This window comes from Modestobacter sp. VKM Ac-2978 (assembly GCF_026968025.1).
GTDB lineage: Bacteria > Actinomycetota > Actinomycetes > Mycobacteriales > Geodermatophilaceae > Modestobacter.
In genome coordinates this window covers 124,158-150,275 of sequence record NZ_JAPVBP010000008.1, presented here as the reverse complement: position 1 = coordinate 150,275, position 26,118 = coordinate 124,158, and the positions used below count along the sequence as shown (strand labels likewise).

Sequence of the window (26,118 nt, the reverse complement as noted above, 5' to 3'; positions counted from 1 at the left end):
AGACCCCGGCTCACCCGCCCGCGAGCTCCCGGAGGAACCACTCGCGGGCCGCCGCGTTGCCGGCCGCCCCGCGGCGGCGGGCCTCGGCCAGCTCCTGGGTCAGCGTGCCCGACAGCGCGTGCTCCAGCGCTGCGTCGAGGGCGTTGGCGTCGACCTGCTCCGCGGGCAGCACGACCGGCCAGCCGAGCGCCGCGGCCTGGGCGCTCACCTTGGCCCCGCCGCCGATCGCGTCGCACGCGATCACCGGGACGCCGTGCGCCAGACCGAGGACCAGCGCGTGCAGCCGCATGCTGACCACGACGTCCGCCCGGCGGACCAGCGCCTCGACCTGCAGCGGGAACCGCTCGTGCGGCTTCTCGTACAGGTCCATGGTGAGCTCGAACCACGGGATGGCCCGGGCACCCAGCCAGCTCTCGATCGCGGCCCGCACCTGGGCGGCCCGGCTGCGGTCGCCGTACTCCTCCTGCGGCGGGGCGAAGGCCACGGCGACCACGGGGACGTCCGGCGTGGTCGTGCCGATCGCCAGGTCCGGCCGGGCGATGCCCGGGGCGTCCCGCTCCCAGACCCGGTGGAAGAGGCCACGCCCGGCGTCGGAGACCACCGAGACGTTCACCGCCCACCGCTGGGCGTCGGCGAAGGCCGCGGTCAGCTCCCGCAGCAGCGGGGTGTCCGACAGCGGACCGCTGACGAAGACCAGGTGGGTGTAGTCGGCCGGGTCGAGGTCGCGCCAGTTCGCGCCCCGCTGGAGGTAGGGCGCCCAGGCGACGTCGTGGTCGATGCCGGCCTCGGTCAGCCAGCCGACCACCGCATCGGCACCCAGCTCGTCGCCGATGGTGGCGATCACCTCGTCGAAGCTGAACCAACCGGTGACCAGGACACGCATGTCCCCAGCTTCTCAGGCGCGCCGCACGCGCCCGCAGCGGCCTCAGGCCTCGTCGGCGACCAGGTCGCGGTACTCGGGGTGCCGCTCGATCCAGCCCTGCACGAACGAGCACATCGGGACGACCGTGCCGCCCTTGCTCCGGACGTCGTCCAGGGCGGCGCGCACCAGCGTGCTGCCCAGCCCGGAGTGCCCGGCGTCGCTGTCCACCTCGGTGTGGGTGAACACCACCTGGTCACCGCGGCGCTGGTAGACGGCCTGCCCGAGCAGCTGGTCGCCGTCCCGGATCTCGTAGCGGCTGTCCTCGGGGGCGTCTCTGACGGTCGGCTCCATGCTCTGCCGAACCCCCGTCGCGGCCGGGGTGTTCCCCCTGCCGCGACGGGTCAGGACAGCCGGCGGGCCGCCGGACCGGAGGTGACGGTGAGGACGCCGGGGGTGGTCAGGTCCTGCGCGCGGCAGGCGGCCACGACCGCCTCCTCGACGGCCGAGGCGTCCGCGGACCGGATCAGCGCGATCGCCGACCCCCCGAAGCCGCCACCGACCATCCGGGCGCCGAGTGCACCCGCCGCCCGGGCCGCCGCCACGACGACGTCGAGCTCCACGGCCGACACCTCGTAGTCGTCGCGCAGCGAGGTGTGCGAACCGTCCAGCAGCGGCCCGATCTCGGCCACCCGCCCGGCCCGGACGAGCTCGACGACCGCGTCGACCCGCTGGTTCTCGGTGACCACGTGCCGGGTGCGCGCCTGCAGTCGCGGGTCGCTGAGCCGCTCCACGTCGGCCGGCGTGGCGTCGCTGAGCCATTCCAGGCCGAGCTGGCGGGCCGCCTCGTCGCAGTCGGCGCGCCGCTGGGCGTACTGGCCGTCGGCCAGCGTGTGCTTGACCCGGGTGTCGATGACCATCAGCTCCAGGCCGGCCTCGGCCAGCCCGAGCTGGACCGGCTCGGTGCGGGAGTCCCGGGTGTGGATGAGCAGGGCCGAGCCCTCCTCGGCCAGCAGGGCGACGGTCTGGTCCATCCCGCCGGTGCCGGCGCCGACGACCTCGTTCTCCGCCCGGATCGCGGCCTGGATCAGCAGGTGCCGCAGCTGCTCGTCGTCGGGCCGGCCGGCCAGCTCGGCCGCCGACAGCGCCACCGCCGCCTCCAGCGAGGCCGAGCTGGACAGGCCGGCGCCCAGCGGGACGTCGCTGCTGACCGCCAGGTCCAGCCCGGGCACCGCGACCCCGGCCTGCTGCAGCGACCAGAGCGTCCCGGCGGCGTAGGCGGCCCAGCCGGAGACCGCGCCGGGGCCCAGGTCGGCCAGCGTCCCCTCGAACGGCGCGGCGTCCGGGTCGGTGCTGCTGATCCGCACCCGGTCGTCGTCCCGCCGGCGCACGGCCGCGGCCGTCACCCGCGTCAAGGCGAAGGGCAGGCAGCGACCGCCGGAGTAGTCGACGTGCTCACCGATCAGGTTGACCCGGCCGGGCGCGGTCCAGACGCCGTCCGGCCGGCTCCCCCAGGCCTCGCGCAGCTCGGCCACCGCGAGGTCGGCCTGCGACCGCCCGTCGCTCACGACGCCACCTCGCGCAGCCGCTCGGCGATCCGCTCGGGCGTGGTGTCGTTGATCCAGGCGCCCATGCCGGACTCCGAGCCGGCCAGGTACTTCAGCTTCCCGGGCGCCCGCAGCAGCGAGAACAGCTGCAGGTGCAGCCGGCCCAGGTCGCGCTCCTCCCCGGTCGGCGCCTGGTGCCAGCCGGAGATGTAGGGCACCCGCTCGACGCCGGGGTGGAAGCGGTTCACCCGGCGCAGCAGCTCCTGGTAGACCACCGCGAGTTCCGCACGCTCGGCGTCGTCCAGCGCGGCCAGGTCGGGCACGTCGCGGTGCGGCGCGAGGTGCACCTCCACCGGCCAGCGGGCGGCCCGCGGCACGTAGGCGGTGAAGTGCTCACCGGCCAGCACCACCCGGGTGCCCTCGGCCTGCTCGGCGGCGAGCACGTCGGCCAGCAGGCTGCCGCCGGTCGCCTGCCGGTGCCAGCGGGCCTGCTCGAGCAGCTGGCCGGTGCGCGGCGCGACGACGGGGTAGGCGTAGACCTGCCCGTGCGGATGGGTCAGCGTCACCCCGATCTCCTGGCCGCTGTTCTCGAACACGAAGACCTCGGCGACCCCGGGATCGGCCGAGTGCGCCGCCGTCCGCTGCGCCCAGGCCTCCACGATCGTGCGCATCCGGGTCGCCGGCAGGTCGACGACGGCGGCGTCGTGGTCGCTGGAGAACACCACCACGTCACAGTGGCCGTACGCCGGGGCGTCCGGCGGGCCGAACGGGACGGCGGGCGCCCCCTCGGCCGGGCCGGCGGTCAGCGGCGCGAAGCTCGGGAACCGGTTGGCGAAGACGGCGACGTCGTACGCGCTGTCGGGCACCTCGGTCGGGCGGGCCGGGTCGCGGGTCGGGTCGAGCGGGCAGTCGGCCGCGCTGGGCAGGAACGTGCGGTTCATCCGGTGCCCGGCGATCGTCACCCACTCACCGGTGAGGACGTCGTAGCGGACCTCCCCGGCCCGCGGCGCCTCGAGCAGCGGACGGTCGTCGGCCGTCTCGTGCACCGGACCGGCGGTCGCCTCGTCGTCGAAGTAGAGGATCGGCCGCCCGTCGGCCAGCGTGCGCTCGGTGACCTGCCCCGGCCATCGCTGTGCCGGGTCGGCGATCGGTCCCGCGTCCATCTGGAGGTCCTCCTCATCGCCCGGCGCCCACCGCGCAGCAGCACGAGTCTGCCCAACCGGCTCAGCGCACACAGACGGAGGGCCCGGTCACCGTGACGGTGACCGGGCCCTCCGGTTGGTAGCGGGGACAGGATTTGAACCTGTGACCTCTGGGTTATGAGCCCAGCGAGCTACCGAGCTGCTCCACCCCGCGTCGCAGGGAGAACACTACCGCACCCCTCAGACCACCTGCACCGGGGGGTCAGAGGGCGATCTCGGCGGCCGGCACCGGGGGCGCCGCCGCCTCCAGGGCGTCGGTCAGCAGGGCGACGAGCGCCTCGAGCTGGACGTCGGTCGACGACCCGACCTCCTCGTCGGACCCGTCCAGCGCGCGGGCGGCGAGACCGGCCTTGCTGTCGATCAGCTCGGCGATCCGGGCGTCGATCGTCTGGGCGGCGATGATCCGCCAGGCGGTGACCGGCTCGGTCTGGCCGATCCGGTGGGCGCGGTCGATGGCCTGGGTCTGCTCGGCGTCGGTCCAGGAGAGCTCGGCGAGCACCAGGTTGGAGGCGACCTGCAGGTTGAGCCCGACGCCGGCCGAGGTCAGCGAGCAGACCGCGACGGCGACGTCCGGGTCGTTGACGAACGCGTCGATGTTCCGCTGCCGCGCCCCCGGCGTCTGGTCGCCGCGGATCGAGGAGAAGCGGACCCCCTGCTTGGTGAAGACCTCCTCGGCGGTGTCCATGACGTCGATGTGCTTGGCGAAGAAGACGACCTTGCCCGCGCTGCGGGCGAGCTGGGCCGCGTAGTCGGCCGCGAGGCCCGCCTTCGCCTCACCGATCCGCCGCATCATGCTGAAGACGTTCTCCCCGGCCTTGGCCGTGGTGGCGTCCTTCAGCTCCCAACGGGCCACCTGGCGCACGAGGCCGGCGTCGATGCCCTCGACGACGGTGGCGGACTCCCGGGCCGCGATCGCCGACTCGTACCGCTTCACCAGCCGGCGGGAGAGGTCACGCTCGGCGGCGCGGATCGACCGCCCGGCCGGCCCGTCCAGCTCGACCGGCAGGTCGGCGACCCGGCGCGCGGGGATGTCGGCGGCCACGTCCACCTTGCGGCGCCGGACGATGCCCAGGTCGATGACGCAGCGGCGGGCGGCGCTGTAGAACCCGGCGTCGGCGGGCGTCAGCGCGGTCTCCTCCAGCGCGTCCATCAGCTCGGCGAGCGGCTTGGCGTCGTCGATCCAGCCGAGGAACTGCCAGATGGCCCGGAAGTCCTCGATGTCGTTGATCAGCGGCGTGCCGGTGAGGGCCATCAGCAGGGGCCGGGGGTTGCGGGTCCGGATCCGCTCGGAGAGCTCCAGCACGTGCTGGGAGCGCTGGGAGGTCTTGTTCTTGATGAAGTGCGCCTCGTCGACGACCATGCCGCCGAAGCCGAAGTCGCCGAGCCAGCCCACGTGGCGGTCCAGGACCTCGTAGTTGACGACGACGATGTCGGCGAAGCCGTCGATCGTGTCCCCGTTGCCGTGGATCACGGTGGCCGAGCGGTGCGGCACCCAGAGCCCGGCCTCACGTGCCCAGTTGGTCTTCACCACGTTCGGGACGACGACGAGCAGCGGGTAGGCGTCCGCCGCCTCTGCGGCGAGCAGCGCCTGCGCCGTCTTGCCCAGGCCGGGTTCGTCGGCGAGCAGGAACGTCCGGTGACCGGCGGCGGCCGCGGCGACCAGCTGGCCCTGGTGCGGCATCAGGTCCAGGCCGGCCGGGGTGAACCGGCTGGTCGGGAAGGGCAGGTCCAGGCACGCCGGGGCTCCCCCGGAGGCGCGCTCGAACGAGTTCAGCAACGGGCCGAGCAGCTCCCACCCGGCCAGGCGGCGCGGACGGGGGGCGGCCGGCCGGACGGCCGAGAAGTCCGGAGCCAGGAACGGGTTGGCCATCTGCCGCGAGACGACCGACTGGGGCACCACCTGACGTTCCGGGGCGACGGGGGCGGCAGCGGGCTCCGGCGGCGGGGCCTCGTCGGCGGTCGGCTCGACCCCGACGGACTCCAGCACCTGCCGCTTGAGCGACCTGGCTGCCTCCGACACGACCGCGTCCTCGGCGAGGAGCGCGAGCAGGCCGGAGTCCCGCACGGCGGTCTTCGCCAGGATCGTCCCGATCCCGTCCAGCCGCTTGAGCTGCTCGGTCCGGCGACTGTCGCTGCCGGCCTCCTCCGCCCGGACCCGGGCGTGCTCCTCGCGGACCAGCAGTGCCACGACCTGGAACTTCGCGCGCACGGCCGGGGTCACCCGGCCGCGCTGGGCGGCCGCCTCGACCTCCCGGACGGTGCGGGCGAGCACGGCGATCAGGTCGCCGTCCTCGCGGTCGCGGGCGCGTCGCTGGGTGCGCGGGGCGCCCCGGCGGGTGCCCGCCTGGGCCTGGCCTCGTCGAGCCAAGGATCCTCCTCTGGAACGCCCGGCACGGTGCCGCGGCGGGTGCCGCACACAGGTCCGCGGTCGCCGGTGACGGCGGTCGCGAGGAGCGCCCAGGACGGGCACTCCGGTCCACGACCCGGCCCCACGGATCTGCAGGAGATCGACGCATCGGGGCCGGACAGCCCACCTGCGGTGGGGACCTGCAGCCACCACTCGGTGACCGGGACACCCACCACACGGGAGAAGTCGTCGCCGGACGTGCGACAGGTCCCTGCGGCAGGTGCTGCACCCATGCTAACGGCCATTCCCCCGACCGGGGAGGTCGGCGGGGCAGGCCACGCTCCTGCACGAACGGGAACGGCCCTCACAGTGACTGTGAGGGCCGTTCCGTCGTCGTAGCGGGGGCAGGATTTGAACCTGCGACCTCTGGGTTATGAGCCCAGCGAGCTACCGAGCTGCTCCACCCCGCGTCGGTAGACAGGACAGTACCAGCTCTGCGGGGAGGGGGCCGGAGGGCCCCCTCCCCGCCTGAGCTCAGCCGCCCGGGGACGCCTCGGCCGCCGCCTGCGCCGCCTGGTACGTCTCCACCGCGACCTGCAGGTCCTCCAGGGCAGCACCCTGGCCGGCGAAGTCACCGCCCTGCTGGGCAGTGCGGAGCGCCTCCAGCGCGGCGTTGATGTCCGAGACCGCGTCGGCCATCTCCGGGGTGCCGTTCGCGTCGCCCCCACCCACCGGCACCTCAGGATCCGGTACCGGCTCCGGCACGACGTCCGGGGTGGCGTCCTCGTCGACGGTGTCGGCGATGTCGTCGCTGTCGGTGGCCGACTCCCCCGCTCCGGCGCCGAAGACCTGGTCCAGGGCCTCGGAGAGGGTGTTGGCGTAACCGATCCGGTCCCCGAAGTTGACCAGCACCTTCTGCAGCAGCGGGAACCCGCCCTCACCCGACGACCGGACGTACAGCGGTTCGACGTAGAGCAGCCCCTCGTCCCCGATGGGCAGGGTGAGCAGGTTTCCGAACACCGCCGTCGAACTGTCGCTGTTGAACAGGGTCAGGTCGGGCCGGATCAGGTTGTTGGTCTCGAAGGCGTTCTGCACCTGGCCCGGTCCACGGAACGGCGTGTTCCCGGGCAGCTGCAGGACCTGGATCTCCCCGTAGGTCTCCGGCGCGCTCGAGGCGGAGATGAACGCCGACAGGTTCTGCCGTTCGAAGGCGTTCATCGGGCTGGTCAGCTGGAAGCTGGCCTCCGCGTCACCCGGCCGCTGGGCCAGGATGTAGTACGGCGGCTGGTCCTGCGTGGTGTCCTGGGTCGGGTCGTCCGGGATCTGCCAGCGGTCGTTCTGGTTGTAGAAGTCGACCGGGTCGTCGACGTGGTAGCGGGTGAGGATCTCCCGTTGGACCTTGAACAGGTCCTCCGGGTACCGCATGTGGCTCTCCAGCTCGGCACTCATCGAGTCCCGCGGCTCGACGACGCCCGGGAACGCCTGCATGTAGGTCTGCAGGACCGGGTCGGACTCCCACTCGTACAGCGTCACCGAGCCGTCGTAGGCGTCGACCGTGGCCTTCACGGAGTTGCGGATGTAGTTGAACGTCTCGTTGGGCAGCGCGGTCGTGCCGGTGCCCGTGAGCGCGTCGGTCGCGGCCTCGCCCAGCTCCATCTGCTCGGCGTAGGGGTAGGAGTCCGAGGTGGTGTAGCCGTCGAGGATCCAGACGATCCGCCCGTCGATCACCGCCGGGTAGGGGTCGCCGTCGACCTCGAGGAACGGTGCGGCCTTCTGCACCCGGTCCCGCGGGTTGCGGATGTGCAGGACCTTGGACTCCTCGTTGACCGCCTCGGAGAGCAGGAAGTTCCGCTCGCGGTAGAAGATGGCGAAGGTCAGCTGCCGGAAGAAGCTGCCGGCCGCGATCCCGCCGGTGCCGTCGTAGGTGTTGTTGATCTGCCCCTCGTCCGAGCCGCCCTCCGGCTGGTCGAACTCCCGCGGCTCGGCTGCCTCGGGTGCACCGACCACCGAGTAGTCGTTCATCAGCTCGCCGTAGTAGACGCGGCTCTGGTCCACCGGGATGTTGCCGGTCGTGGGCAGGTTGCCGGTGGTGAAGTTGGGCTCGCCGCCCTCCCGGCCCGCGGTCACCTGGTTGGCCGGCGCGGCCACGAAGCCGTTGCCGTGGGTGTAGACGGTGTGCCGGTTGATCCAGCTGTCCTGGTTCTCGCTCAGGCCGTCGCTGTCCAGCTCGCGGACGGCGACCACGTAGTCCTGGGTCTGGCCGTCGATGGTGTACCGGTCGATGTCGAGCTTCTCCGGGAACCCGTACACGTTGCGGATCTGCTGGCGCGCGGTGAACGTGTCGCTGAGCACGTTGGGGTCCAGCAGGCGGGCGTTGGGGATGGTCTGGTCGTCGTTGCGCAGCTCGGACAGGACGGCACCGACGTTGGGATCGCCGGCAGTGTCCTGCGCGTAGTCGACGTACTCGACGTCGTCGAGGCCGTAGGCGTCGCGCGTGGCCTCGATGGCCCGCTCGATGTAGGGCGCCTCGCGCTGGTTGGCGCTCGGGTTGACGACGAACTGCTGCACGATCGCCGGGTAGGCCACGCCGATCACCAGGCTGGAGGCCAGCAGCAGCACCAGCGCCGCGGCCGGCAGCAGCGTGTTGCGCACCAGGATGTTGGCGAAGAACGCGATGGCGCAGATCGCGGCCACGACGACCAGGATGTTCTTCGCCGGCAGCAGGGCGTTCAGGTCGGTGTAGGAGGCACCGGTGTAGACGTCACCGCGGTTGGAGTAGACCAGCTCGTAGCGGTCCAGCCAGTAGGCGATCGCCTTGAGCGCCACGAACGCCCCGACCAGGACCGACAGCTGCACGCGCGCCGCGCCGGTGAGCTTCTGGCCCGGGGTCTGCAGCCGCAGACCGCCGAACACGTAGTGGGTCAGCACCGACCCGATCAGCGACAGCAGGACGATGGCGAAGCCGAAGCCCAGCAGCAGCCGGTAGAACGGGTAGTCGAAGACGAAGAACGAGATGTCCAGCCCGAACTGCGGGTCGACCGTCCCGAAGTCGGTGGAGTTGCGGTAGGTCAGCCAGGTCTGCCAGCTGCCCTGGGCGGTGATGCCGGCGAACAGGCCCAGGACGACACCGATGCCGGCGAGCACCAGCTTGCGCCGCGGCTCCACCGACTGGCGGTAGCGCTCGAGGTTCTGCTGCTCCAGCGACATCGGCCGGAAGGTCGGGCGGAACCGGTAGGCCAGGTACACCGCGAGGGCGACCAGCCCCCCGGTGGCCACCGCGGCCACGGCGAACAACAGAGCACGGGTCTGGAGCTCGGTCCAGAACACCTCGGTGAAGCCGGTCTCGTCGAACCAGAGGTAGTCGACGTAGACGTTGGTGAGCGTGCCGATCACGGTGAAGAGCACCAGCAGGACGGCGACGACGCCGATGACCAGCTTGGCGCGCCGGGACAGCGTCGGCACCGGCACGGGGGGCCGCATGGCCACGGTCGGTCTCCTGTCTTCTTGCTGCTTCGAGATGGCGCGGGCTCAAGGGCCCGGCCGGGGAACACGATCACAGGGGACCCGGGAACCGCCAGTGGCGGGAGGCGGGACCGCTGGGGTCCGCTCCCTCAACTGTTGTCGACGGCGCCGGGTTCCCAGCGGGTCACGGGCAGGTCACGGCGGGCTGACAGTCGGTGCCACACGGGGCGGTGAGCACTGCAGGGGCACCGTCAGCACGGCGTGGGGGTCCGCCCGGCACGCAGGTCCGCCAGGGCGGTGAGCGCGTCGTCCAGCGTCGCCACCCGGGCCGTCGGCAGCCCCTCCTGGGCGTTCTGCACCGCCTCGGCACAGTTCTCGGCGGGCACCAGGAAGAGCTCGGCCCCGATCTCCCGGGCCGCGACGAGCTTGAGCGGGATGCCACCGATCGGCCCCACCACGCCCTCGGTGTCGATCGTCCCGGTACCGGCGATCACCGCCCCCTCGGTGAGGTCGGTGTCGCCCACGAGGTCGATGATCCCCAGGGCGAGCATCAGGCCGGCGGACGGGCCACCGACGTCGGCGACCTCGATCCCGACGTCGAACGGCGCGTACGGGGTCTGCAGCACCAGCACGCCGAGCGCCGACCCCTCGCCCTCGGCCGCGGCGGACGTGGTCACCGTCGTCGACCCGGGCTCACCCCGCCGCCGGTAGTCGACGACCACCTCGGAGCCGGGCGGGGTGGCCGCCAGCACGGCCGACAGGGCGTCCAGGTCGGAGGTGGGCGTGCCGTCCACCGCGTCGATCGCGTCCCCGGCCTCCAGCCGCCCCTCCGACGCCGACTCCTCGGCCAGCTCCTGCACGACGACCGCCTCGGAGTACCCCAGCTCGCCCAGCGCAGCGCCCCGGGCGGCCTGCTCGGAGGTGAGGAAGGCCTGCCGGTTCTCCGCCTGGGTCTCCTGCACCGATCGGCCCGAGGGGTAGACCTGCTCCCTCGGCACGACCACGACCTCGCTGTCGAACCACCCCTGCACCGCGCCCACCAGCGTCAGCTCGTCCTGCGGGATGCCGACGGTGGTCAGGTTCAGGTTGCCCGAGACGTCGTTGGGCTCACGGCCCTCCACGCTGATGATCGGCGTGCCGTCGATGTCGCCCAGGGTGTTGTAGGTCGGGCCCGGCACCTGGGCCACGAAGGGCACCGGGAGCAACGTCCCGAGCACGCCGAACACCAGCAGCAGCAGCGTCCCGGCGACCAGGACGGTGGTCCGCCGGGTCACCGGTGCACCGCGCCCGCGGCGGACGGCTCCGTCCGCGACGTCGCCGTGTCCACGCCCGTGCCCTCGACCACGACTCCTCCTCGCTGGCGGTCGACCGCCCTCGGCGGGCCCTGCCACCGTCGTCGGGCCCGCGGCCCGGCGGGCGGGCCCGTCGAACGGCGAGCGTAGGTGACCAGCGCAGGTCGCCGGTCCGACGCAGGTCAGCGGCCGGCCGGGGCGGAACGACCGGTGCCGGGTCCGGACGGCGGTCGACCGGCGTCCAGCGCGGTTACGGTGGGGACATGAGCGATCTCCCCTTCGGCTTCGGGCCCCCTGACCGTGACCCCGAGCGCCGGGGCGAGCCCGGCGGGCAGGGCGGCGACGGGCCGGCCGGCAACGACCCCTTCGGCCTCGGTGCACTCTTCGGCGCTGCCGGGGCAGGCGGCGGCAACCCCGCGGAACTGCTCGGCAAGATGCCGCTGTTCGCCGAGCTGCAGAAGCTGATGAACTGGTCGGGCGGCCCGGTGAACTGGGACCTCGCCCGGCAGGGCGCGATCAGCCAGCTGGCCCCCGGCCACCAGCCCACCTCCGCCGGTGAGCAGGCGGCCGTCACCGAGTCGCTGCGACTGGCCGACCTCTGGCTGGACCAGGTCACCGACCTGCCCTCCGGCGTCGACCGGGGCCTGGCGTGGTCCCGGGTGGAGTGGGTCGAGCAGACGCTGCCGGCCTGGACCGCGCTGATCGACCCGCTGGCCGAGCGCGTGGTGGCGGCCATGACCAGCGCGCTCCCGGCCGAGGCCGCGTCCATCGCCGGCCCGCTCGCCGGGATCATGGGCCAGATGGGCGGCGTCATGTTCGGCGCCCAGGTCGGCCAGGCGCTGGCCCGGCTCGCCGACGAGGTCACCACCAGCACCGACGTCGGCCTGCCGCTGGGGCCGCAGGGCGCCGGCGTCCTGGTGCCGCAGAACGTCGCTGCCTTCGGTGAGGGTCTGGACCGTCCCGAGGACGAGATCCGGCTCTTCCTGGCGCTGCGCGAGGCCGCCCACCAGCGGCTGTACGCCCACGTGCCGTGGCTGCGCCAGCAGCTGACCGACGCCGTACACGCCTACGCCCGTGGCATCCACGTCGACCGGGAGGCCATCGAGCGCGGCCTCAACGACGCGATGAGCGGCATGGAGGGCGGGCTGGACCCCAGCGACCCGGAGAGCATCCAGAAGCTGCTGGGCAGCGGGCTGCTGGAGCCGGAGGAGACCCCGGAGCAGCAGATGGCGCTGCGCCGGCTGGAGACGCTGCTGGCCCTGGTCGAGGGCTGGGTGGACAGCATCGTCTCCGCGGCCGCCGCCGAGCGGCTGCCCGGCCACTCGGCGCTGGCCGAGACGATGCGCCGGCGCCGGGCCTCGGGCGGGCCGGCCGAGCAGACCTTCGCCACCCTCGTCGGGCTCGAGCTGCGCCCGCGGCGACTGCGGGACGCCAGCACGGTCTGGGGTGCGATGGCACAGCAGCACGGCCCGGCCGAGCGCGACCGGCTGTGGTCGCACCCGGACCTGCTGCCCACCTCCGACGACCTCGACGAGCCGTTGGACTTCGTCTCCCGCCAGGGAGCGGGCGACCCGTTCGCCGAGCTGACCGGCGGCATGGACGAGCAGCCGGACGGCACGCCGCCCGAGCAGGGTGAGACCACCCCGGACGACGAGGACGGCGGAGCAGAGCCCCGCGCCTGACCTCCCCCTGGCGGCGGGGCTCGTGCCGTACTGGCACGGCCCCGCTGCCAGGTCCCCCCGCGAGCGTGGTGACGCGCTAGAACGGCCCCGTCCCGAGGCTCGCCCGAGCCTGGTGACGTGCTGGAACGGCCTCGCTGCAGGGTCCCGCCGCGAGCGTGGTGACGCGCTGGAACGGCCCCGTCCCGAGGCTCGCCCCGAGCCTGCGAGGGGTGAGGAGGACGGGGTCCTTCCTCAGTCGACGGCGCCGGGCTCCAGCTCGTCGCCGTCGGTGGCCTGGTCGCCCGTGGAGCCGTGTTCGAAGCCCTCGAGGAAGCCCAGCGCCCGCTCGGCCTGCGGGTAGGCGTGCACCAGCGCCCAGAAGCGCTGGTCGTGGTTCGCTTCGAGCAGGTGCGCCAGCTCGTGCACCAGGACGTAGTCGACGACGAACTCCGGCATGCCCCGCAGCCGGCTCGACAGCCGGATGGTCCGGTCGGCCGGGGTGCACGACCCCCAGCGGCGGTTCTGGTTGTCCACCCAACGGACGCTGGCCGGCACCGCCCGCCCGCCCAGGTGCGCCCGGGACAGCTCCAGCGCCCGGTCCATCAGCTCGTCGTCGGAGGCGAGGGTGCGGCGACGCCGCTCCTCGCGGGTCTGCAGCTTGGCGACCATCTGGTCCACCCAGCGCCGCTCCTCGGCAGCGCTGAAGGCCGCCGGGATGAGCACCACGGTGCGCCCGTTCTCCCGGTAGGCCGTGACGGTCCGGCGGCGTCGGGCGCTGCGGCGGACCTCCACCTCCGGCACCGGACGGGCAGCCGTGCGGACAGCGGGGACGGCCGTCGACGGCGCGCGGCGGTCGGGTCGCTTCTCCACGCACGCACCGTATCGGGCCGGGCGGCGGACGCTGAGGGTGAGGACACCCGGTCGTGGACAGGTGCACACGGACAGTGGACACCGGTCGGGCAGCTGTCCCCCGATCGATGGACGGCGGGTGGTCACTCCACAAGTCCGCCTGGGCGTTCCTGCAGGTGAGTGGAGCGGACGGCGTCCTCTGCCCGGCGTCGTCCCCGCCCACTCCCCCGGTCGTGCACAGCGACACGCCAGCCGGTCAACACCGTGTCCACACCGCCGTCCACAGGTTGTGGGGGAAGGCCGGCGGCCCCGCTCCCAGGCCTGTGGACGACGGCTGCGGGCCGGGCCGCCGCGCTGGCACCCTCCCTCCGATGACCGAGAGCCCACACCCGCTGCTGCCCGCCGCCACGCCGCTGCTCCGGCTGGACCCGGAGCTGCTGCAGATCGGCGGGGTCGACGGGCGCGACGGGCTGCGGGTCCACCCGGCCGGCAAGGAGGTCGCCGCCCTGCTGCGCCGGCTGGACGGCCGCCGCAGCGAGCGCACGGTGCGCGCCGAGTCGGTGGCCGCCGGCGTGCCCGGTGACGTGGTGGACGACCTGCTGGCCGGGCTGCGCGGCACCGGCCTGCTGCACGACCTGGCCGCCGCCGACCTGCTGGCCACCGACCCGGGCCCGGCCGCGGTCGCCCGGGCCGGGCTGGAGCTGCCCGCTGCGGTCCCACGGGCCGGCACGGGCGGACGGTGGCGCGTCCGCCGGCAGAGCGCGGTCGTCGTCGACGGCGCGACCCGGGTGGGCGCGCCGCTCGCCGCGGTGCTGGCTGCGAGCGGGGTGGGGTGGGTGCACGTCCGGGACCGGGGCGCGACCCGCGCCGAGGACGCCGTCGTCGGTGGGGTGACGGCGGCCGACGAGGGGCGCCCCCGGGCGCTGGCGGCGGCCGACGCCGTCCGGCGGGCCAGTCCGCTGACCGACCTCCGGCCGCTCCCACCGGACCGGGCACCGGACCTGGTGGTGCTGTGCCGCCCCTGGGCAGCTGCCGATCCGCTGTCCGCGGCCCTGCACCAGGCGGGCACCCCGCACCTGGTCGCCACGGTGCGCGAGGAGACCGGCGTCGTGGGCCCGCTCGTTCTGCCGGGCAGCCCTGGAGGCGGTTGCCTGCGTTGCGCCGACGCCTGGCGCCGGGACGACGACCCGGCGTGGCCCCGGCTGGCCGCCCAGCTCGCCGCGGTCGAGCCGGCCCCCAGCGGCGCCACCGTCACCTGCCTGCTCACCGCGGTCACCGCGGCCGTCCAGGTGCTGGCCCACCTCGACGGCGACGACGACCCGGTGACCGTGGGCGCGGCTCTCGAGCTGCACCCGCCCGACCTCCTCCCCCGCCTGCGCCGCTGGCCGCCACACCCGGGATGCGCCTGTCGCGGGGGCGGTCGGGGCGCGCCACCGCCGTAGAGGGGACACTGGTGTGGTGAGTGACACCGGACGGGACATCCCGCGGGGGGCGGTGTCACGAACGGCACGGCTCGCCTCCCTGCCGCTCGGCGCCGCTGGGCGCGCCACCCTGGGCATCGGCAAGCGACTCTCCGGGGTCTCGTCCGAGGAGGTCAGCGCGGAGCTGCAGCAGCAGACTGCCGAGCAGCTGTTCGCCGTGCTGGGCCAGCTCAAGGGCGGCGCCATGAAGCTGGGCCAGCAGCTGTCGATCTTCGAGGCCGCGGTGCCCGAGGAGATGGCGGGGCCCTACCGCGAGGCGCTGGTCAAGTTGCAGGAGGCGGCTCCGCCGATGCCGGTGCGCACCGTGCACGCGGTGCTCGCCCAGCAGCTGGGCGGGAGCTGGCGCGAGCGGTTCCGCGAGTTCGACGACACCCCGGCCGCGGCGGCCAGCATCGGTCAGGTGCACCGGGCCACGTGGCGGGACGGCCGGGACGTCGCGGTGAAGATCCAGTACCCCGGTGCCGGCACCGCGCTGATGGCCGACCTCAACCAGCTCGCCCGCTTCGCCCGGATGTTCGCGGTGCTCTTCCCCGGCATGGAGGTCAAGCCGCTCATCGCCGAGCTCAAGCTGCGCGCGGAGGAGGAGCTGGACTACGGGCTGGAGGCCGACGCCCAGCGGGCGTTCGCCGCCGCCTACGCCGGCGACGACCAGATCGTCGTCCCCCGGGTGGTGGCCAGCGCACCGAAGGTCATCGTCTCCGAGTGGCTCGAGGGCATCCCGCTGTCCCGGGTCATCGCCGATGGCACCCGGGAGCAGCGCAACCGGGCCGGGCTGCTGATGTCGGTGCTGCACTTCTCCGGGCCGCAGCGAGCCGGGCTGCTGCACGCCGACCCGCACCCGGGCAACTACCGCCTGGTGCCCGACGGGCGGCTCGGGGTCATCGACTTCGGTGCCACGGCCCGGCTGCCCGGCGGCCACCCCGAGCCCATCGGCCGGCTGGTCCGCTGGGCGCTGGAGGGCCGCGCCGAGGACGTGCTGGCCGACCTCCGCGCCGAGGGCTTCGTCCGCGAGTCCATCGAGGTCGACGCCCAGGGGGTGCTGGACTTCCTGCTGCCCTTCCTGGCTCCGGTGTCGGCCCCGTCGTTCCAGTTCAACCGGGCGTGGATGCAGGAGCAGGCCAACCGGATCGGTGACCCGCGCAGCGACGCCAGCCGGCTGGGCCGCCAGCTCAACCTGCCGCCGGCCTACCTGTTGATCCACCGGGTGACCATGGGGTCGATCGGCGTGCTGTGCCAGCTCGACGCAGAGGCGCCCTACCGCGGCGTCTGCGAGGAGTGGCTGCCCGGCTTCGCCGCATGACCTGTCGTCCTCACGGACGACACCGCGGCCAGCTACCGTCCCGGCTCAGGCGGCAGCCGCTGGGTCCGTCCCGACCGGGAGCCTGCGGCCCCGCGGTCGGGACGGACAGCGGCTGCCGCCGCACGGTGGTGCTGTCCTGTGACGCCGTCCTGTGCTCGCGTCGCCCCCGCCGTCGTCACCAGACGGCGGAGTTGGCGCGGGCGGCCCGCTGGGAGGCCCGCTCCGCCCGGCGCGCCCAGCGCCGGGCGGTGATCAGCCGTCGGGCCCGGGCGGACGTCTCCGCCTCGGCCATCCGCCGGGTCATGTGGGATCTGGTCAGGTCGTGGTCGAACGAGTGCATCGTGGTTCCTCAGGGTGTGCCGGCACCGCTGCGCGGTCGCCGGGTGGAGGTACATCGGGTGGCCGGTCGCCCCGGGTGGGGACGCCGGACGGGCGGGAGCCCGCTGCTCCGGTGCCGCGGCCTCATGCCGCGGCCTCGGTCCGGACCTTGGGCGGGCGGCCCCGGGGCCGCTTCCGGGCGATGACGACCCCGTGGTCGAAGATCTCCCCGCCCCAGACGCCCCAGGGCTCGGCCCGGTCGAGCGCCCCGGCCAGGCAGGCCGACCGCACCGGGCACGTCGCGCAGTGCGCCTTGGCCTGCTCGAGCTGAGCCGGGCTCTCGGCGAACCACAGGTCGGCGTCCTGCACCCGGCAGGGCAGCCCCCGACGGGCCACCTCCCGGGCCGGCGCCTGGGTGGACACGTGCGTGCGGTCGAGCCCGGATCGGCGATGGGACGTCGCGGGGTCGATCGTGGTCTGCACGGCCGCTCCTCCTCTTCCTTCGTCTGTGCGGCCGGTCGGCGGGGCCCCGCCGACCGGTGTGGTCGGGGTTCCGCGGCGGCTCGTCGAGACGCTGGAGCAAGACGAAGGCCGCGGTACCCGGTGTCCGGGTTCCGCGGCCTCGAGGAGGACCTGCTGGGCGTGCTAGCCCAGTGGGTCTTCCGGGGGCAGGTCACCCGGGGTGTTGCTGGTGTGCCGAGCAGGGGCGCCGATGACGGCGTTGCCCTTCAGGGCGGTGGTCTGGACGGACGGCAGGGCATCGGTGCCGAGGCGCGCACCGGTGGTGGACAGGCCGGTCGTGCCGGCGGCGGCGGTCAGGCCGCGGAGGCGGACAGCAGGCACCGAGCCGGCGAAGGACAGACCGGTGCCGTACTGCGGAGCGGCGGCGGGCGCCATCGCGACGACCCACTCGGCCGGGACGGAGCAGCGCAGGCCGACGGCCGGCGAGGTCACGGTGCGCACGCCGGCGTTGGTGATGTCGGTGGTGATCACGGGGCCCCTCCTTCCGAGGGTCGGAGTCCGGCCTCCCGGCCGGTCTCGCTGCGGTCTGCTGCGGGGTGGTGCGCTGCTGCTGGTGCGGTGGTGCGTCCTGGATCACTCCCAGGTGGTGGAACGAAGGCTAGGGGAGCTGCCGGAGACGGGTCAATCGAATTAACCGAGATTCCTCAGGACGTGTGTTCGCCCTGGTCGGGGCCGTGTCGGCCCTCGACCGTGGCGATCACCTCGGCGCCGTAGAGGTCGAGCTTGCGGGCTCCCACACCCGGCAGCGCGGACAGCTCGCGCGCCGTGGTGGGACGCGTCTCGGCGATCGCCTGGAGCGTGGCGTCGGTGAAGACGACGTACGCCGGCACGGACGCGGCCTCGGCGGCGGTGCTGCGCCAGGCCCGCAGCTTCTCGAACAACTCCCCCGCCTCGCCCTCGAGGACGACCTTCGGCCGCTTGGCCGGACGGCGCGGCGTGGCAGCCGCGTCCGGCGTCAGGCCGTCGAGGAACCGGCTGCGCGGCCGGGAGCGGCGGCCACCGGGGTTGCGGGCCAGCGACCAGGACAGGGTGAGCTGCTCGCGGGCCCGGGTGACCGCCACGTACAGCAGCCGGCGCTCCTCCTCCACCGCCTCGGGGCGGGACTGCGACTGGGCGATCGGCAGGACCCCGTCGACCAGCCCGACGACGAACACGGCGTCCCACTCCAGGCCCTTGGCCGCGTGCATCGAGGCCAGCGTCACCCCCTGCACGGTGGGGGCGTGCTGGGCGTTGGCCCGCTCGGCGAGGTGCGCCACGAAGCCGGCCAGGTCCAGCGTGGGCTGCTCGGCCACCAGGTCGACGGCGAGGTCGACCAGCGCGGCCAGGGACTGCCAGCGGTCCCGCGCGGTGCCACCGGGAGGTGGCCGGTGCTCCACCCAGCCGGTGGAGGCCAGCACGTCGCGGACGGCGGGCACCAGGGCGCCCGGGTCGTTGCCGCCGGCCGCGGCCCCGCGCAGCAGCAGCACCGCCTCACGGATCTCCGGCCGCTCGAAGAACCTCTCGCCGCCCTTGAGCACGTAGGGCACCCCGAGGTCGGCCAGCGCGGACTCGTACACCTGCGACTGGGCGTTGATCCGGAAGAGCACCGCGATCTCGCTGGCCGGCAGCCCACCGTCGATGAGCTCGCGACAGGCTCGGGCCACCGCTGCGGCCTCGGCCGGCTCGTCGGGGTGCTCGACGAACCGGGGAGCCGGCCCCTCGGCCCGCTGGCCCAGCAGCCGCAGCCCGGGCAGCCCCTTGCGGGGCGGCGCCTGGCCGATCAGCTTGTTGGCCAGCCCGACGACCTGCGGCGTGGACCGGTAGTCGCGCTCGAGCTTGACCACCTCGGCGTCGCCGTAGCGGTCGGCGAACCCCAGCAGGTACTCCGGGTCGGCGCCGGTGAAGGAGTAGATCGTCTGGTTGGGGTCGCCCACCACGCAGACCTCGGCGCGACCGCCGAGCCAGGCGTCCAGCAGCCGCTGCTGCAGCGGGTTGACGTCCTGGTACTCGTCGACGACGAAGTGCCGGTACTGGGCGCGCACCTCGCGGGCGACGTCGCGGTGCTCCTCGATCGCGTAGGCGGTGACCAGCAGCAGGTCCTCGAAGTCCAGGGCGCCGTCGCGCTGCTTGGCCGCCTCGTACCCGCGGTACACCTCGGCGACGGCGGCGGCGTCGAACGGCAGGTCGCGGGCGGCGGCCGCGGCCCGGGCCGGGTAGTCCTCCGGGGTGGCCAGCGTCGTCTTCGCCCACTCGATCTCACTGGCCAGGTCACGCAGGCTGGTGCGGTCGGTGGTCAACCGCGCCCTGGTCGCCGCACCGGCGACGACGCGCAGCTTGTTCTCGATCAGCTCGGGCATGGGCCCGCCGAGCACGCGCGGCGCGAAGTACCGCAGCTGGCGCATCGCCGCGGCGTGGAAGGTGCGGGCCTGGACACCGCCCACGCCCAGGGCCGACAGCCGGCCGCGCAGCTCGCCGGCCGCCCGGGCGGTGAAGGTGACCGCCAGCACCTGTTCCGGGACGTACTCACCCAGGTGGACGCCGTAGGCGATCCGGTGGGTGATGGTGCGGGTCTTGCCCGTCCCGGCGCCGGCGAGGATGCACACCGGCCCGCGCACCGCCTCGGCCGCTGCCCGCTGCTGCTCGTCCAGGCCCGCGAGCACGGCCTCCGGCCCGGTCGGCCCCTCGGCGGTGCTCCGCTCGTCCTCGATCCGCTGCATCGCCACGACCCGATCCTCCCAGCCGCCTCCGACGGCCGGGGGAAGGATCCCCAGGCCGGGTGCGTTCCGCCAGCGGCAGGCCCCGGGGCACGAGGCCACCCTCCCCGGGTGGCCTCCCGGGGGACACACGAGGGAGGATCCACCCGATGAGCACTCCGACGGCCGCGGTCACGATGTACACCACCAACTGGTGTGGCTACTGCATGCGCCTGAAGAAGCTGATGGACCGCGACGGGATCGACTACGCCGAGGTCAACATCGAGGTCGAGGAGGGCGCTGCCGACATCGTCATGCAGGCCAACGGGGGCAACCGCACCGTCCCGACCCTGGTCTTCGCCGACGGCTCGGCGCTCACCAACCCCAGCATCGACCAGGTGAAGGCCCAGCTCGCGCAGCTGCCCGGCGCGTGATCGCTGGTCCGTGGCCCCCGGGAGCGATGATCGTCCGCCCGGGAGCTGCGGCTGGTCTCCCGCCGACCGGGCCCCGGCACCGAGAGAGGCCGAGATGGAGCCGATGACCGGGCCGTCGCTGCCCGGGAGCCGGCCGGTGGCGGTCGCGCTGCCGACCGACGTCCTGCTGAGCCCGTCCGGAGGGCCTGCGGCCGTCGTGGTCCGCACGAGGCGCGGCTGGTCGGTGCTCAGCCCCTTGCACCCCCTCGGGGGCGCGCCGGAGGGGCCGGTCGGCGACTCCGGCGGCGGCTGGGGCGAGATGGTCGACGGGCTGGCGCTGGTCGAGGCGATGACCCTGGCCGATCTCGTGGCCGGCGAACTGGGCACCACGCCGGAGCCGGACCGCCAGGCGCGGCGGGCGGCCCGGACGGCCGGTCCACCGGCCCCTGCCGCGAGCGGTGCGGGCGCGTGCGGCGACCCGCGGGACGAGGAGATCGCCGCGCTGCGCCGCACCGTCTCCCAGCTGGAGCACGCGTTGGCCGCCCGGGTCTCGATCGAGCGGGCCATCGGCGTCCTGGCCGAGCGGCACGGCACCAGCCCCCGGGAGGCGTTCGAGGAGCTGCGTGGGCAGGCCAGGTCCCAGGGCCGGCCGGCCGCGGAACTCGCCGCGGAGGTGCTCGACGCCCTCCCTGCGCGCGACGCCGTCTCCGGGGCCCCCAGCTGACCGCTCCGCTCCCGCTCTCCCCCGACGCGCTGGCCGACCGGCTGGCCGAGCTGCTGTCGGGACTGCCGCCCGAGCCCGGCGCCACCTCGCTCCGGGTCGCCGTCGACGGACCGGAGCTGCCCGGCGCGCCGGGGACGACCGGTCCGCAGGTGCTGGCCGATGCCGTGGCCGAGCGGCTGCCCACGTTGAGCCGGCCGGCGGTCGTGGTCCCGGCCGAGGGCTTCTACCGACCCGCCTCGCTGCGACTGGAGCACGGTCGTACCGATCCCGACGCCCGGTACAGCGACTGGCTGGACGCCGCCGCCCTGGCCCGTGAGGTGCTGGACCGGTGCGGCCCGCGGGGCACCGGGGAACACCTGCCCGCGCTGTGGGACCTCGAACGGGACCGGGCCGCGCGGGCGGAGTACCGCCCCGCCCCCGCCGGTGGGGTGCTGCTCGTGCCGGGCTCGCTGTTGCAGGGGCTGGGGCTGGCGTTCGACGTCGTCGTCCACCTGCGGGTCAGCCCGGCCGCCCGACGGCGGCGGGCGCCCGCCGACCGGGCCTGGGAGCTGCCGGCCTTCGACCGCTACGACGACGAGGTGGACCCGATGGCGCTGGCCGACGCAGTGGTCCTGGCCGACCACGCCGACCGGCCGGCCCTGGTCCTGCAGGGGCGCTGGAGCTGACGACTCCGCTGCCGGCGCCCGCCGCGAGCTCGCGAGGGGCGCCTCCTAGAGCTCGCCGGCCACCCAGCGGTCGATGATGTGCCGGGCGATCGAGACCGTCGGGGGCAGCGCCTGCGGGCCGGTGCCCGAGCGCAGCTCCTCCCGGCTGAACCACCGGGCCTCCTCGATCTCGTCGTGGTCGATGCGCAGCTCCTCACTCGTCGCGCGGGCGACGAAACCGAGCATCAGCGACTGCGGGAACGGCCACGGCTGGCTGGAGACGTAGCGGACGTCGGTGACCGCGATGCCGACCTCCTCGGCGACCTCACGGGCGACCGCGGCCTCGGCGGACTCGCCCGGCTCGACGAAACCGGCCAGGATCGAGAACCGGCCCGCCGGCCAGACCGCCTGCCGGCCCAGCACGCACCGGTCGCCCCCGTCGTGCACCAGCATGATCACCGCGGGGTCGGTGCGCGGGAACACCTCGCGGCCGCTGTCCGGGTCGCGCTGCACCCAGCCCGCGCGCTCGATCGTGGTCGCCGCACCCGTGATCGGGGAGAACCGGTTGCGCTCGTGCCACTCGATGATGCCCACCGCCTGGACCAGCAGGCCCGCGTCCAGGTCACCGAGTGCGCCACCGACCTCCCGCAGGCCGGCCCAGGAGTCGACCGGCCGGCCGGCCACGGTCAGCGAGCGCGGGGTCCGGAGCGCGCCGTAGGCGACCCCGTCGGCCTCACCGAGGTAGATGGCGCCCTCCGGCCAGGCGGGCTGCTCCTCGTAGACGAGCTCCGGGCCGGCCGGCCCCTCGTGCACCGGCGCCGTGCGCCGCTCGTCGACGCGCAGCACGCGGACGGGGCGGCCCTGCGCCGGGTCGGGCAGCGACCGGGCCAGGTGGCCCCGGTCGTGGGCGGCGCGGGACAGCAGCGGGACCTCGGTTACGGCGCCGGCGTGCCGGTCCTCCGGCCAGTCACCGCGGGCCGGCGGCGGCGGGTTGTCGGCCGGGGTGCTGCCGCCGGGTGGGACGCTCACGCGAGCGACTCGGGCACCGGCTCGACGGACGGGGCGGTGACCTCGATCGGGCCGAGCACGCGCAGCTGGTCGGCGACCTCCTCGGCGTCCCCGACGACGACCGCGGTCAGCCCGGCCGGCGACAGCCACCGCCGGGAGGCCTCGGCGACCTCCTCGACGGTCACCGCGGCCAGCGCCTGCTGGTGGTCGGCGAGCCAGTCGGCGGACAGGCCGGCACCGAAGAGCGCCGAGAGCGTGCTGGCGAGCCCGGCGTGCGTCGCCGTCCCGAGGGCCAGCGTGCCCAGCAGGTAGCGGCGGGCGGAGTCGAGCTCGGCCTCGGTGACCGGCGTCAGCGCCATCCGGCCCAGCTCGTACACGGTCTCGAGCAGGGCGGGGCCGGTGACACCGGTGGCGACGTCAGCCTCCACGGTGAACGAGGAGCCGGCCATCAGGTGCTCGACCGAGCTGCGCGGGCTGTAGGTGTAGCCCCGGCGCTCGCGGATGTTCTCCACCAACCGGGAGGAGAAGTAGCCACCGAAGACCATGCTGGCCAGCCGGAGCGCGGGCAGCTGCGGGTCGGTGCGGCCCGGCGCCGGCCCACCCAGCCGGACGTTGGACTGCACCGCACCGGCCCGGTGCACCAGCTCCAGGGGGCCGGGGGCGAGCGTGGGCACCGGCGCGGCCGCGACCGCCTTGCCCTCGGCGACCCAGTTGGCCAGGGCGGTGCCGACGACGTCGACCGCCGCTGCGGGATCGACGTCGCCGACCAGCACGAGCGTGCTGCCGGCGGGCAGGACCCGCTCCCGGTGCAGCTTGCGCAGCGCCGCCGGGGTGACTGCCGCGACCAGTTCGGCCGCGGGCAGCTGCTGGGCGTACGGGTGGGCACCGAACCGGCGGGCGGCCAGCGCAGACCGGGCGATGACACCGGGCTGGGACCGGGCGATGAGGATGCGCTCCCCCACCCGGGCCCGCTCGGCGTCGACCGGGCCCGCCGGGTAGGTCGGCGCGGTGAGCAGCTCGGCGAGGACGTCCAGGACGGCGCCGAGCCCGTCGGGGAGCATCGTGGTGGAGAACAGCAGCCGGTCGGCGTCCGCCGAGACCGACAGCTCGCCACCGTGCGTCTGCAGCAGCTGGGCGATCTCCAGCTGGTCGTGCCGGGCGGTGCCCAGCAGCACGGCGCTGGCCAGCAGCGCGGTGCGGGCCGCGTGGGTGGCCGCCGCCCGGGGCGCGGAGGCGGCGAAGGGGACGCGCAGGCGCAGCTCGACCAGCGGCACGCCCGGCCGCGGGACGACGACCAGCCGCAGCCCGTTCGGCAGCGTGGTCTGGTGCACCTCGGGCGCCACGGCGGGCCGCGGTTCGCCCAGCGGCGGGATCAACGAGAAGTCCAGCACGGGTGCACTCATCGGGCTGCTCCTCCGGTCGCGCGCAGTTCGAGGACGGCGGCGGTGTCCGGCGAGAGCCCGCGGGCCGCCGCCTGCACCTGGTCGGGCGTGACCGCGGCCAGCCGGGCGGCGAGCTCGCCGGCCAGCTCGGCCCGGCCGTGGATGAGCTCGGCGGAGGCGAACCCGAGGGTGCGGCCGAGCACGGAGTCGGCCTGCTGGAGCAGCTGCGCCTCGGTGCGCGCGGTCACCCGGGCCAGCTCGTCGGCGGGGACGCCGTCGGTGGCGACCTTGTCGACCTCCTCGTGCACCGCGGTGAGCACCCGGTCGACCGGGACGTCGGCCGGGTGGTGGACCTGGCTGACCAGCAGCGTGGCGTCACGGACGTCGAAGGGGTCACCGAAGAGGCCGAGGTAGGTGCTCTGCGCCACCGCGAGCCGGTCGGTGTGCAGCAGCCGGCGCTCGAGCCGGGAGGCATCGCCCTCGCTGAGCAGCTCAGCCAGCAGCACGGTGCCCAGGTAGGTGTCCAGGTCACCGACCGGGTCGGGCACCCGCCAGCCGATCGCCACGGCCGGCGCAGGCGCCAGGCGGTCCTCGACCACACCGCGGCGGACCGTGGTGGGCGAGGGCTCACCGACGACCGGGGCCGGCGGGGCCGGTCGGGCGGGGACCGGGTCGAACCAGCGGCGGACCAGCACCTCGGTCTCGGCCGGGTCCAGGTCGCCGCCGATGCAGAGCACCGCGTTGGACGGGGCGTAATAGCGGGAGAAGAAGTCCGTGGCGTCGTCGACGGTGGAGGACTCGAGGTCGACGAAGGAGCCGTAGCCGTCGTGCGTGTTGGCGAAGCTCTCGAACGCGATCTCCGGCAGCTGCAGCCAGGGGAACGCGCCGTAGGGCCGGTTCAGCACGTTGACCCGGATCTCCTCCTTGACCACGTCGATCTGGTTGCGGAGGTTCTCCTCGGTGATCGCCGGGGCCGCCATCCGGTCGGCCTCCAGGAAGATCGCCCGCTCCAGCGCCTCGGCGGGCAGGGCCTGGAAGTAGTTCGTGTAGTCCTGGTGGGTCGACCCGTTGAACGTGCCGCCGGCGGCCTGGACGAGGCGGGCGTGCTCCATCTTCGGCACGTTCGCCGAGCCCTGGAACATCATGTGCTCGAAGAGGTGCGCGAAGCCGGTGCGGCCCGGCGGCTCGGATCGCATGCCGACGTCGTAGAAGACGCTCACGGCGACGACGGGGACACTCCGGTCCGGCGCGAGGACGACCCGCAGCCCGTTGTCGAGCGTGAACCGCTCCACCGGGTGCCGCAGGGTCAGGTCGGGCCCAGCTGCTGTCACGCCACCGACCCTAACCGCGCCGGACGACACGCCGCAGACGGGGACGGCCGAGCCACCCCGGCCGGGCCAGTGGCACCCGGGTCGGCCGGGCAGGCGACCCGGGGCCAGCTCAGCGCGGCCGGCGCACGCCACCTGGCCGCGGTCCGGCCCGGAGGACCACGGCCGTCAGAGCACGTCGACGTCGGCGAGCACCCGGTCGATGACCCCGTACAGCTCGGCGTGCGTGTTCGGGACGGACAGGTAGAGCAGGGCAGGCGCGGGCCGGCCGACGTCGATCAGCAGCAGGGCGGCCCGCTCGCCGCTGGCGTCGTAGCCCTCGGCGTCCCAGGTGAGGTCGAACTCGACGACCCAGGCCGCCGCCCCGTCGACGGTCACCGCCTCGTCCCGGCGAACCGTCCGCTCGTTGGGCTCCGGGTAGTAGCGGGCGCGCACCGAGTCGGCCACGGCGGTGGCCGTGGACTGCAGGGTGTCGGGGCCGGCCCACCCGTAGAAGGGGGCGAGCGGCCCCGAGGTGCACTGGGCGATGAAGACCCCGCTCTCGCCGGGCAGGTCGTCCTGGGTGACGAAGTACTGGCCGGCGACCGCGGCCATCTCCAGCTGCACGCCCCGGTCCCACTCGAACCAGCCGGCACCGAGGAAGGGGTAGGAGATGCCGGCGGCCTCGTCGATGATCCGCACCGTCCCGGGCGGGAACTCCCGGCCGGGCGCAGGGGCAGCTGCGGCCACCGGCGCCTCGTCGTCCGGCTCCGGATCGGTCCCGGAGCTCCCGATCAGCAGCCCGGCCAGCACCAGCACGAGCACCAGCAGGAACCCACCCAGCCCGAGCAGCAGCGGGTTGCGGCGCGGCCGTGCCGGCTCGGGGCTCCCCCAGGAGTCCCAGGACGACGGCGGGACCTGCGCCGGCGGGGCCTCGAACGGCCGTCCGACGGCGACCCCCGGGCCGGCCGGGGTGGTGACGTCGGACCAGGTCAGTCCGTTCCACCAGCGGACCAGCCCCGGGGCGCCGTCCGGGTCGGGGTACCAGCCGGCCGGGGGCGCGCTGCCCTGACCGGTCGGCTGCCCGGCCACCTCGGGGCCCGGCCCGCTCATCGTCGGCGCTCCCCC

General features: G+C 74.5%; 22 protein-coding genes and 2 tRNA genes. 6 read left to right on the top strand and 18 right to left on the bottom strand.

What is annotated here, in order from left to right:
- Positions 1-10: 10 nt before the first annotated feature.
- The 9 genes from O2W53_RS18995 to O2W53_RS18955 all read right to left on the bottom strand — a co-directional run bounded on the left by O2W53_RS18995 (position 11) and on the right by O2W53_RS18955 (position 10,691).
- A complete protein-coding gene (locus tag O2W53_RS18995; RefSeq protein WP_269164631.1) occupies positions 11-883 on the bottom strand; it encodes a polysaccharide pyruvyl transferase family protein in 873 nt (290 codons plus the stop codon).
- Between the two features lie 42 nt (positions 884-925).
- Positions 926-1,213 carry a GNAT family N-acetyltransferase gene (locus O2W53_RS18990; RefSeq protein ID WP_269164630.1) on the bottom strand — a complete coding sequence of 96 codons (288 nt, stop codon included), beginning with the start codon at positions 1,211-1,213 and terminating at the stop codon, positions 926-928.
- A gap of 50 nt (positions 1,214-1,263) precedes the next feature.
- Positions 1,264-2,427 (bottom strand): galactokinase, encoded by a 1,164-nt coding sequence (gene galK, locus O2W53_RS18985; RefSeq protein WP_269164629.1) that lies wholly within the window; start codon positions 2,425-2,427, stop codon positions 1,264-1,266.
- Complete coding sequence (gene galT / locus O2W53_RS18980; protein WP_269164628.1) at positions 2,424-3,569, bottom strand: galactose-1-phosphate uridylyltransferase; 1,146 nt, start codon at positions 3,567-3,569, stop codon at positions 2,424-2,426. The genes galK and galT overlap by 4 nt, the downstream gene beginning before the upstream one ends.
- A gap of 116 nt (positions 3,570-3,685) precedes the next feature.
- Positions 3,686-3,762, bottom strand: a tRNA-Met gene (locus O2W53_RS18975).
- Positions 3,763-3,810: 48 nt separating this feature from the next.
- The gene (locus O2W53_RS18970) at positions 3,811-5,976 is read right to left on the bottom strand and encodes a DEAD/DEAH box helicase (protein ID WP_269164627.1); all 2,166 of its coding nucleotides are present in this window, start codon (positions 5,974-5,976) and stop codon (positions 3,811-3,813) included.
- 375 nt (positions 5,977-6,351) lie between these two features.
- Positions 6,352-6,425: transfer RNA gene (locus tag O2W53_RS18965), tRNA-Met, on the bottom strand.
- A 64-nt stretch (positions 6,426-6,489) separates the two neighbouring features.
- The gene (locus tag O2W53_RS18960; RefSeq protein WP_269164737.1) at positions 6,490-9,435 is read right to left on the bottom strand and encodes a UPF0182 family membrane protein; all 2,946 of its coding nucleotides are present in this window, start codon (positions 9,433-9,435) and stop codon (positions 6,490-6,492) included.
- A gap of 233 nt (positions 9,436-9,668) precedes the next feature.
- Positions 9,669-10,691, bottom strand: coding sequence for a YlbL family protein (locus O2W53_RS18955; protein WP_269164626.1), 1,023 nt, complete (start codon positions 10,689-10,691; stop codon positions 9,669-9,671).
- Between the two features lie 281 nt (positions 10,692-10,972).
- On the opposite strand from O2W53_RS18955, the gene O2W53_RS18950 reads away from it, so the two are divergent.
- On the top strand, positions 10,973-12,391 hold the full coding sequence (locus O2W53_RS18950; RefSeq protein WP_269164625.1) for a zinc-dependent metalloprotease: 1,419 nt from the start codon (positions 10,973-10,975) through the stop codon (positions 12,389-12,391).
- Between the two features lie 231 nt (positions 12,392-12,622).
- On the opposite strand, the gene O2W53_RS18945 is transcribed toward O2W53_RS18950, so the two are convergent.
- Positions 12,623-13,240, bottom strand: coding sequence for a M48 metallopeptidase family protein (locus O2W53_RS18945; protein ID WP_269164624.1), 618 nt, complete (start codon positions 13,238-13,240; stop codon positions 12,623-12,625).
- Positions 13,241-13,590: 350 nt separating this feature from the next.
- On the opposite strand from O2W53_RS18945, the gene O2W53_RS18940 reads away from it, so the two are divergent.
- A complete protein-coding gene (locus O2W53_RS18940) occupies positions 13,591-14,661 on the top strand; it encodes a ThiF family adenylyltransferase (protein ID WP_269164623.1) in 1,071 nt (356 codons plus the stop codon).
- 16 nt (positions 14,662-14,677) lie between these two features.
- Positions 14,678-16,000, top strand: coding sequence for an ABC1 kinase family protein (locus O2W53_RS18935; RefSeq protein ID WP_269164622.1), 1,323 nt, complete (start codon positions 14,678-14,680; stop codon positions 15,998-16,000).
- A 175-nt stretch (positions 16,001-16,175) separates the two neighbouring features.
- Here O2W53_RS18935 and O2W53_RS18930 read toward each other — a convergent pair whose 3' ends face one another.
- The 4 genes from O2W53_RS18930 to O2W53_RS18915 form a co-directional block, all read right to left on the bottom strand.
- The gene (locus tag O2W53_RS18930) at positions 16,176-16,340 is read right to left on the bottom strand and encodes a hypothetical protein (protein WP_269164621.1); all 165 of its coding nucleotides are present in this window, start codon (positions 16,338-16,340) and stop codon (positions 16,176-16,178) included.
- A 122-nt stretch (positions 16,341-16,462) separates the two neighbouring features.
- A complete protein-coding gene (locus O2W53_RS18925) occupies positions 16,463-16,801 on the bottom strand; it encodes a WhiB family transcriptional regulator (protein WP_269164620.1) in 339 nt (112 codons plus the stop codon).
- Positions 16,802-16,963: 162 nt separating this feature from the next.
- Complete coding sequence (locus tag O2W53_RS18920; RefSeq protein WP_269164619.1) at positions 16,964-17,311, bottom strand: hypothetical protein; 348 nt, start codon at positions 17,309-17,311, stop codon at positions 16,964-16,966.
- Between the two features lie 173 nt (positions 17,312-17,484).
- Complete coding sequence (locus tag O2W53_RS18915; RefSeq protein ID WP_269164736.1) at positions 17,485-19,536, bottom strand: ATP-dependent DNA helicase UvrD2; 2,052 nt, start codon at positions 19,534-19,536, stop codon at positions 17,485-17,487.
- Between the two features lie 146 nt (positions 19,537-19,682).
- On the opposite strand from O2W53_RS18915, the gene O2W53_RS18910 reads away from it, so the two are divergent.
- The 3 genes from O2W53_RS18910 (at position 19,683) to O2W53_RS18900 (ending at position 21,314) form a co-directional block, all read left to right on the top strand.
- Positions 19,683-19,946 (top strand): mycoredoxin, encoded by a 264-nt coding sequence (locus O2W53_RS18910; RefSeq protein WP_036340330.1) that lies wholly within the window; start codon positions 19,683-19,685, stop codon positions 19,944-19,946.
- Between the two features lie 103 nt (positions 19,947-20,049).
- Positions 20,050-20,649, top strand: a complete 600-nt coding sequence (locus O2W53_RS18905) for an ANTAR domain-containing response regulator (protein WP_269164618.1) — start codon at positions 20,050-20,052, stop codon at positions 20,647-20,649.
- 149 nt (positions 20,650-20,798) lie between these two features.
- Complete coding sequence (locus O2W53_RS18900) at positions 20,799-21,314, top strand: uridine kinase (RefSeq protein WP_269164617.1); 516 nt, start codon at positions 20,799-20,801, stop codon at positions 21,312-21,314.
- Positions 21,315-21,359: 45 nt separating this feature from the next.
- Here the strand turns inward: O2W53_RS18900 and nudC are convergent, their stop codons facing one another.
- The 4 genes from nudC to O2W53_RS18880 form a co-directional block, all read right to left on the bottom strand.
- Positions 21,360-22,322, bottom strand: coding sequence for an NAD(+) diphosphatase (gene nudC / locus O2W53_RS18895; protein ID WP_269164616.1), 963 nt, complete (start codon positions 22,320-22,322; stop codon positions 21,360-21,362).
- Positions 22,319-23,704 (bottom strand): M16 family metallopeptidase, encoded by a 1,386-nt coding sequence (locus O2W53_RS18890; protein WP_269164615.1) that lies wholly within the window; start codon positions 23,702-23,704, stop codon positions 22,319-22,321. Before O2W53_RS18890 ends, nudC begins: the two co-directional genes overlap by 4 nt.
- A complete protein-coding gene (locus tag O2W53_RS18885) occupies positions 23,701-25,014 on the bottom strand; it encodes a M16 family metallopeptidase (RefSeq protein WP_269164614.1) in 1,314 nt (437 codons plus the stop codon). The genes O2W53_RS18890 and O2W53_RS18885 overlap by 4 nt, the downstream gene beginning before the upstream one ends.
- 165 nt (positions 25,015-25,179) lie before the next feature.
- A complete protein-coding gene (locus tag O2W53_RS18880) occupies positions 25,180-26,103 on the bottom strand; it encodes a DUF2510 domain-containing protein (RefSeq protein WP_269164613.1) in 924 nt (307 codons plus the stop codon).
- Positions 26,104-26,118 lie beyond the last annotated feature (15 nt).